Origin of the sequence: Streptomyces sp. LS1784, from assembly GCF_020103755.1 — a bacterium.
Lineage (GTDB): Bacteria > Actinomycetota > Actinomycetes > Streptomycetales > Streptomycetaceae > Kitasatospora.
This window is the reverse complement of record NZ_JAHSQD010000042.1, coordinates 22,540-29,625: the sequence shown is the minus strand read 5'-3', so window position 1 is coordinate 29,625 and position 7,086 is coordinate 22,540. Positions and strand designations below refer to the sequence as shown.

Below are 7,086 nucleotides of genomic sequence, written 5' to 3'. Positions count from 1 at the left end.
AGCGCTGCCAGCCACCGGGGGCCGGGGCGGCCGGGCGCGGCAGTGGCGGCGGCGAGGGTTCGGCCTCGGCCTTGGCGTGCCGGGGCGGGACGGCCAGCTGGAGCACGTCGGCCAGCGTGCCGGCGTACCGGTCGGCGACGGTCCGGCACAGCCGCAGCAGCTGCGGGGTGAGCACCGGCTCGGGCGAGAGCACCTGGGCCAACGGGGCGAGCGGGCCGGGGAAGTCGCTCTTCTCCAGCCGGGCGACGATGAACCCGTCGTGCAGCTCGCCGCCCTCGCGCTGGCCCTTCACCACCCGTGCCCCGAAGCGCACCCGCACCCGCACTCCGGGCTGGGCCTCCTCGGCCATGCCGGCCGGCACCTCGTAGTCGAAGAACTTGTCGATGGTGAGCACGCCCTTGTCCACCACGACCCGGGCCACCGGCAGGTGCTCGGCCCGCTTGGCCCCGCGCCAGGTGCGCGGCTTGGCCCGCTTGACCGTCTCCCGGATGAACGCCAGCTGCTCCGGCTCGCCGGCCCCGTTGTCCCCTGTGCTGCTCATCGCCACCAAGTACTACCAGGTCACACCGACAATGCACGAAGCGACGCCCGTCCCCGTTCGGGGGCGGACGCCGCTTCGGGCGCTACGGATCAGGAGCCGAGGACGTCAGTCCTGCACGGCGGCCTTCAGCTGCTCCACCCGGTCGGTGCGCTCCCAGGTGAAGTCCGGCAGCTCACGGCCGAAGTGGCCGTACGCCGCGGTCTGGGCGTAGATCGGGCGCAGCAGGTCCAGGTCGCGGATGATCGCGGCGGGACGCAGGTCGAAGACCTCGGAGACGGCCTTCTGGATGGAGAGGACCGGCACGGTCTCGGTGCCGAAGGTCTCCACGAACAGGCCGACCGGCTCGGCCTTGCCGATCGCGTACGCGACCTGCACCTCGGCGCGGCGGGCGAGGCCGGCGGCGACGATGTTCTTCGCCACCCAGCGCATCGCGTACGCGGCCGAGCGGTCCACCTTGGACGGGTCCTTGCCGGAGAAGGCGCCGCCGCCGTGGCGGGCCATGCCGCCGTAGGTGTCGATGATGATCTTGCGGCCGGTGAGGCCGGCGTCACCCATCGGGCCGCCGATCTCGAAGCGGCCGGTCGGGTTGACCAGCAGGCGGTAGCCCTCGGTGGTCAGCTTGATGCCCTGCTCGGCCAGCGCCTTCAGCTCCGGCTCGACCACGAACTCGCGGATGTCCGGGGTGAGCAGCGACTCCAGGTCGATGTCGCTGGCGTGCTGGGTGGAGACGACCACGGTGTCGAGGCGGACGGCCTTGTCGCCGTCGTACTCGATGGTGACCTGGGTCTTGCCGTCGGGGCGCAGGTAGGGGATGGTCCCGTTCTTGCGCACCTCGGTCAGGCGGCGGGAGAGGCGGTGCGCCAGGGTGATCGGCAGCGGCATGAGCTCGGGCGTCTCGTCGGACGCGTAGCCGAACATCAGGCCCTGGTCACCGGCGCCCTGCTTGTCCAGGTCGTCCTCGTCGCCTTCGACCCGGGCCTCGTACGCGGTGTCGACACCCTGCGCGATGTCGGGCGACTGGGCACCGATGGACACCGAGACACCGCAGGAGGCGCCGTCGAAGCCCTTCTTGGAGCTGTCGTAGCCGATCTCCAGGATCTTGTCCCGGACGAGCTGGGCGATCGGCGCGTACGCCTTGGTGGTCACCTCGCCGGCCACGTGCACCTGGCCGGTGGTGATGAGCGTCTCCACGGCGACCCGGGACGTCGGGTCCTCCCGCAGGAGAGCGTCAAGGATGGTGTCGCTGATCTGGTCAGCGATCTTGTCGGGGTGTCCCTCGGTCACGGACTCCGAGGTGAACAGGCGGCGAGACACAGCGCTCCCTGGGGTTGCAGCGGCTGCTGACTGAAGTTCCCCGGGCGAACCGGGGAACTCCGGAAAGACTTGATTCCTGGAGTCTAACGGTCTGGTTCCGGAGAACGTCACCCGCTTCAGGAATTCTCGACCGCCGCGCGAGCGGTTCCGATCAGTTGCCGCCCGTTTCCAGCCGCTTTGCCACCAGGTCCCAGACCACGTCCGCGAGCGCCTCCTTCGGGCCCACCGGAACGGCCGTCTCACTACCGTCCGAGCCCAGCACCACGGCCTCGTTGACGTCCGTGCCGAAGGCCTTGCCGTTGCCCACCTCGTTCACGACGAGCAGGTCGCAGCCCTTGCGGGCGAGCTTGGCGCGACCGTTGGCGAGCACGTCGTCGGTCTCCGCCGCGAAACCCACCACGAGTTGACCCGAACGGGCCCGGTGGGCCGACAGCTCGGCCAGGATGTCGGGATTGCGGACCAGTGCGACGGGCGCCTGCTCGACCCCCTCGACCTTCTTGATCTTGCCGGTCGCGTACTCGGCGGGACGGAAGTCCGCCACCGCCGCGGCCATCACCACGGCGTCTGCGTCCTGGACCGCCTCCAGCGCCGCCTCGCGCAGCTCCAGCGCGGTCGAGACGTGCACCACGTCCACCCCGGCCGGGTCCGGCAGCTCCGCGTTGGCCGAGAGCAACGTCACTCTGGCCCCGCGCGCCGCGGCCGTCACGGCGAGCGCGTAGCCCTGCTTGCCGGACGAGCGGTTGCCCAGGTAGCGCACCGGGTCCAGCGGCTCCCGGGTACCGCCGGCCGAGACCACCACGTGCCGGCCCGCCAGGTCGGTCGGCACCGCCCCGCCCCGGCGCAGCACGGCCCGGCAGGCGTCGAAGATCGCCGACGGCTCGGGCAGCCTCCCCTTGCCGGTGTCCTTCCCGGTCAGCCGCCCGACGGCCGGCTCCAGCACGATCACGCCCCGGCGGCGCAGCGTGGCCACGTTGTCCCGGGTGGCCGGGTGCTCCCACATCTCGGTGTGCATGGCGGGCGCCAGCACGACCGGACAGCGGGCGGTGAGCAGGGTGTTGGTCAGCAGGTCGTCGGCGAGGCCGTGGGCGGCCTTGGCGATCAGGTCGGCGGTGGCCGGGGCGACCACGACCAGGTCGGCCTGCTGCCCGATCCGCACGTGCGGCACCTCGTGCACGCGCTCCCAGGTCTCGGTGGCGGCCGGGCGCCCGGACAGCGCCGCCCAGGTCGCCTCGCCGACGAAGTGCAGCGCGGCCGCGGTCGGTACCACGGTGACCTGGTGGCCTGACTCGGTGAAGCGGCGCAGCAGCTCGCACGCCTTGTAGGCGGCGATCCCGCCGCTCACGCCGAGGACCACGCGGGGGGCGTCCACAGTCACGTACCGACCTTTCTCCCGATCCGGAACCCGCTCACCCTACGACCCCCCGGTCGGCGCCCGCACGGGTGCCCCACCACAGAGCCGGAACACCGGAGGGCCCGGCGGAAACGATTCCGCCGGGCCCTCCGGGAAAGGTACGGGGCTGCCTCAGGCGGCGCCCTCGACCGCCTCGGCGGTCAGCATGCCCGCGTTGATCTCGCGCAGGGCGATCGACAGCGGCTTCTCGTGCACGTGGGTGTCGACCAGCGGGCCGACGTACTCCAGCAGGCCCTCGCCGAGCTGGGAGTAGTACGCGTTGATCTGGCGCGCGCGCTTGGCGGCGTAGATCACGAGGCTGTACTTGGAGTCGGTGGCCTCAAGCAGCTCGTCGATCGGCGGGTTGATGATGCCCTCGGGCGCGGTCATGGAAGAGGACACGCTAAAACCTTCCGAAAGGGTGGAAAAGACAGACAGGTCAGGCTACACCGAGCAAGGCTAGCAGTTCGGCCGCTACCTGCTCGACGGAGGTGTTGACAAGGGTCGTGTCGAACTCGGGCTCGGCCGCGAGCTCGACCTTGGCCGCCTCCAGCCGCTTCTCGATCACGTCCTGCGGCTCGGTGCCCCGGCCCGTCAGCCGGCGGACCAGCTCGTCCCAGCTCGGCGGAGCCAGGAAGACCAGCTGCGCCTCGGGCATCGACTCGCGCACCTGCCGGGCGCCCTGGAGGTCGATCTCCAGCAGCACCGGCTCGCCGCGCTCCAGCTTCTCGTGTACGGCCGCGCGCGGGGTCCCGTAGCGGTTCCCGGCGAACTCGGCCCACTCCAGCAGCTCGCCGTTGGCGACCAGCTTGTCGAACTCGTCGTTGTCGACGAAGTGGTACTGGACCCCGTTCTTCTCGCCGGGCCTCGGATGGCGGGTCGTCGCCGACACCGAGAGCCAGACCTCGGGGTACATCTTCCTCATATGAGCGACGACCGTGCTCTTGCCGACCCCCGAAGGGCCGGAGAGCACGGTCAGCCGCGGACGCTCACTCATGCACCGATTATCCCGGATCGCGGGGGATCCTGGGACCACGGGGGCACGGTCAGGCGGCGCCACCGCCGAACTCCCGCTCCAGGGAAGCGATCTGGTTCGTACCGAGGCCGCGGACACGCCGGCTCTCGCTGATGCCGAGGCGCTCCATGATCTGCTTGGCGCGGACCTTGCCAACCCCCGGAAGGGACTCCAGCAGGGCCGAGACCTTCATCTTGCCGATGACGTCGTTGTCGGCCTTGCCGGCCTTGATCACCTCGTGCAGGGAGGCGCCGGAGTGCTTGAGCCGGTTCTTGACCTCGGCGCGCTCCCGGCGAGCCTCGGCGGCCTTGGCGAGCGCGGCGGTGCGCTGTTCAGGGGTAAGGGGCGGAAGAGCCACGCCGTTCACCTCAGGGTGTGGATGGAAGGGATTGAGCTAGGACTGGTTCGGTACCGAGGACACCGTCCGCAAGGGGAACCACAAGGCCCTGACCTGCGGGAGACGCGGAAATCGCGGCTCGCCGATGACCTATCGCCGGACACTACCCGTATTGCGGCGCCACGTCAGGAAAAGAACACGAAAAGTCCTGGTCAGCCAAGGCCGACCAGGACTTTCCGGGGCAAAATGACCGCGATTGCGAGACTTTGACAGGGTCGATGTGACGGCGCTCACGTCGACTCGCGAACGCCTCCGCCGTCCTGCGGACACTGCGCACGTCACCGGACGGATGCCCGGCCGCCCCGCCCGACGGCCGCGGACCTACTTGACGGCGTCCGCGAACTCGCCGACGAAACGCTCCGCCGCCTCCCGCAGCGCCGGCACCGACGGGCCGTGCTTGAGCACGTCCCGGCTGACGCTCGGCACCACGTTGATCACCGAGGCGCCGAACACCCGCGGCAGGTCCGCCATGGTCGCGCCCTGGGCGCCGATCCCGGGGGCCAGCAGCGGGCCGTTGATGGCCAGCTCCACGCCCGCGTCGGCCAGCGTCGCGCCGACCACCGCGCCGAAGGAGCCGAGCGGCGCGGCGCCCGCGTTCTCGGCCGCCAGCTGCCGCAGCACCGAGGCCGCGACCGGCTCGCCGTCCGCGCCGACCGCGCGCTGCACCTCGGCACCCTCCGGGTTGGAGGTGAGCGCCAGCGCGAACACACCGCAGCCCTGCTCCCGGGCCAGGTCCAGGGCCGGGCGCAGCGAGCCGAAGCCCAGGTACGGGCTGACCGTCACCGCGTCCGAGAACAGCGGGCTGCCCGGCGACAGGAAGGCCTCGGCGTACGCGGCCATGGTGGAGCCGATGTCTCCGCGCTTGGCGTCCATCAGGACCAGCGCGCCGGCAGCCCGGGCCTCCTCGACGGTCTTCTCCAGCACCGCGACGCCCTTGCTGCCGAAGCGCTCGAAGAAGGCGGCCTGCGGCTTGAGCACGGCCACCCGGTCGGCCAGCGCCTCGACCACGGTGCGGCTGAAGGTCTCCAGCCCGGCCAGGTCGTCGCCGAGCCCCCAGGCGGCGAGCAGGGAGGCGTGCGGGTCGATGCCGACGCAGAGCTGGCCGCGGGTGTCGAGGGCCTGGCGCAGCCGGGCGCCGAACGGGGCGAGGGTCATGTCGTCTCTTTCCGGAGGTGGTGGGGGGAGTTCAGGAGCTGCGCACGGCGCTGCCGACGGCCTCGGCCAGGTTGCGGAAGCCGCCCGCACGGACCTTGGCGGACAGGCCCTTGTGGATCTTCCGGCACCAGAACGGGCCCTCGTAGATGAAGGCGCTGTAGCCCTGGACCAGGTCGGCGCCGTGGACGATCCGCTGCCAGGCGTCCTCGGCGGTCTCGATGCCGCCGACCGAGACGAGGGTCAGCCGGCCCTCGGTGCGGGCGCGCAGCCGCTGGAGGACCTCCAGGGCGCGGGCCTTGAGCGGGGCGCCGGACAGGCCGCCCATGCCGATCTCCTCGACCCGCCCGGCGTCGGTGCGCAGGCCCTCGCGGCCGATCGTGGTGTTGGTGGCGATGATGCCGTCCAGGCCCAGCTCCAGGGCGAGGTCGGCGACCGCGTCGACGTCCTCGTCGGCCAGGTCGGGGGCGATCTTGACCAGCAGCGGCACGTGGTGCGCGGTGGTGCGGTCGGCGGCCTCGCGGACGGCGGCCAGCAGCGGCCGCAGGTGGTCCACGGCCTGGAGGTTGCGCAGCCCGGGGGTGTTCGGCGAGCTGACGTTGACCACCAGGTAGTCGGCGTACTTGGCCAGCCGCTCGGTGGACTTCACGTAGTCGGCGACGGCGTCGGCCTCCTCGACCACCTTGGTCTTGCCGATGTTGACGCCGATCACCGGGGTGGAGCTGGTGTGCGGGCGGGCGGCCAGTCGGGCGGCGACCCGAGCCGAGCCCTGGTTGTTGAAGCCCATCCGGTTGATCAGCGCGCGGTCCTCGACCAGGCGGAACAGCCGGGGCGCCGGGTTGCCCGGCTGGGGCTCGCCGGTGATGGTGCCGATCTCGACGTAGTCGAAGCCGAGCATCGACAGGCCGTCGATGCCGACGCCGTTCTTGTCGAAGCCGGCCGCCAGGCCGAACGGGCCGGGCAGGTCGAGGCCGAGGGCACCGGTGCGCAGGGCCCGGTCACGCGGGGCGAGCACCAGCCGCACCAGGGTGCGCAGGCCGGGCACCGAGGAGGCGAGGCGGATCCAGAAGAAGGCGAGGTGGTGGGCCTTCTCGGGGTCCATCTTCTTGAAGACGAGGTCGAACAGAAGCTTGTACAAGGGTGGTTCAACTCCCGGAGCTGTTACCGGACGTGGGCGTGGCGGCGGGCCTGGGGGCACCCCCGGCCGAAGGCTGGGGGAGGGTGGGCGGGCATGGAAGTGGGGGGCACCCGACTGGCTTCGGTGCCCCCCACTGCGG

Annotated in this window: 7 protein-coding genes and 1 pseudogene; all 8 read right to left on the bottom strand. The window is 71.5% G+C overall.

The window, feature by feature from the left end; all coding sequences use genetic code 11:
• Positions 1-541 (bottom strand): annotated as a pseudogene (locus tag KS423_RS08300) (primosome assembly protein PriA); the annotation flags it as partial.
• Between the two features lie 105 nt (positions 542-646).
• The gene (gene metK, locus KS423_RS08295; protein WP_224276700.1) at positions 647-1,855 is read right to left on the bottom strand and encodes a methionine adenosyltransferase; all 1,209 of its coding nucleotides are present in this window, start codon (positions 1,853-1,855) and stop codon (positions 647-649) included.
• Between the two features lie 151 nt (positions 1,856-2,006).
• The gene (gene coaBC / locus KS423_RS08290) at positions 2,007-3,224 is read right to left on the bottom strand and encodes a bifunctional phosphopantothenoylcysteine decarboxylase/phosphopantothenate--cysteine ligase CoaBC (protein WP_224276704.1); all 1,218 of its coding nucleotides are present in this window, start codon (positions 3,222-3,224) and stop codon (positions 2,007-2,009) included.
• 153 nt (positions 3,225-3,377) lie between these two features.
• Entirely contained in the window at positions 3,378-3,647 is a 270-nt protein-coding gene (gene rpoZ, locus KS423_RS08285; protein ID WP_188297240.1) for a DNA-directed RNA polymerase subunit omega, read from the bottom strand.
• A gap of 37 nt (positions 3,648-3,684) precedes the next feature.
• On the bottom strand, positions 3,685-4,242 hold the full coding sequence (gmk, locus tag KS423_RS08280) for a guanylate kinase (RefSeq protein WP_224276698.1): 558 nt from the start codon (positions 4,240-4,242) through the stop codon (positions 3,685-3,687).
• A 49-nt stretch (positions 4,243-4,291) separates the two neighbouring features.
• Positions 4,292-4,618 carry an integration host factor, actinobacterial type gene (gene mihF / locus KS423_RS08275; RefSeq protein ID WP_030056187.1) on the bottom strand — a complete coding sequence of 109 codons (327 nt, stop codon included), beginning with the start codon at positions 4,616-4,618 and terminating at the stop codon, positions 4,292-4,294.
• 360 nt (positions 4,619-4,978) lie between these two features.
• The gene (gene pyrF, locus KS423_RS08270) at positions 4,979-5,812 is read right to left on the bottom strand and encodes an orotidine-5'-phosphate decarboxylase (protein ID WP_224276696.1); all 834 of its coding nucleotides are present in this window, start codon (positions 5,810-5,812) and stop codon (positions 4,979-4,981) included.
• A 31-nt stretch (positions 5,813-5,843) separates the two neighbouring features.
• Entirely contained in the window at positions 5,844-6,947 is a 1,104-nt protein-coding gene (locus KS423_RS08265; RefSeq protein WP_224276695.1) for a quinone-dependent dihydroorotate dehydrogenase, read from the bottom strand.
• Positions 6,948-7,086 lie beyond the last annotated feature (139 nt).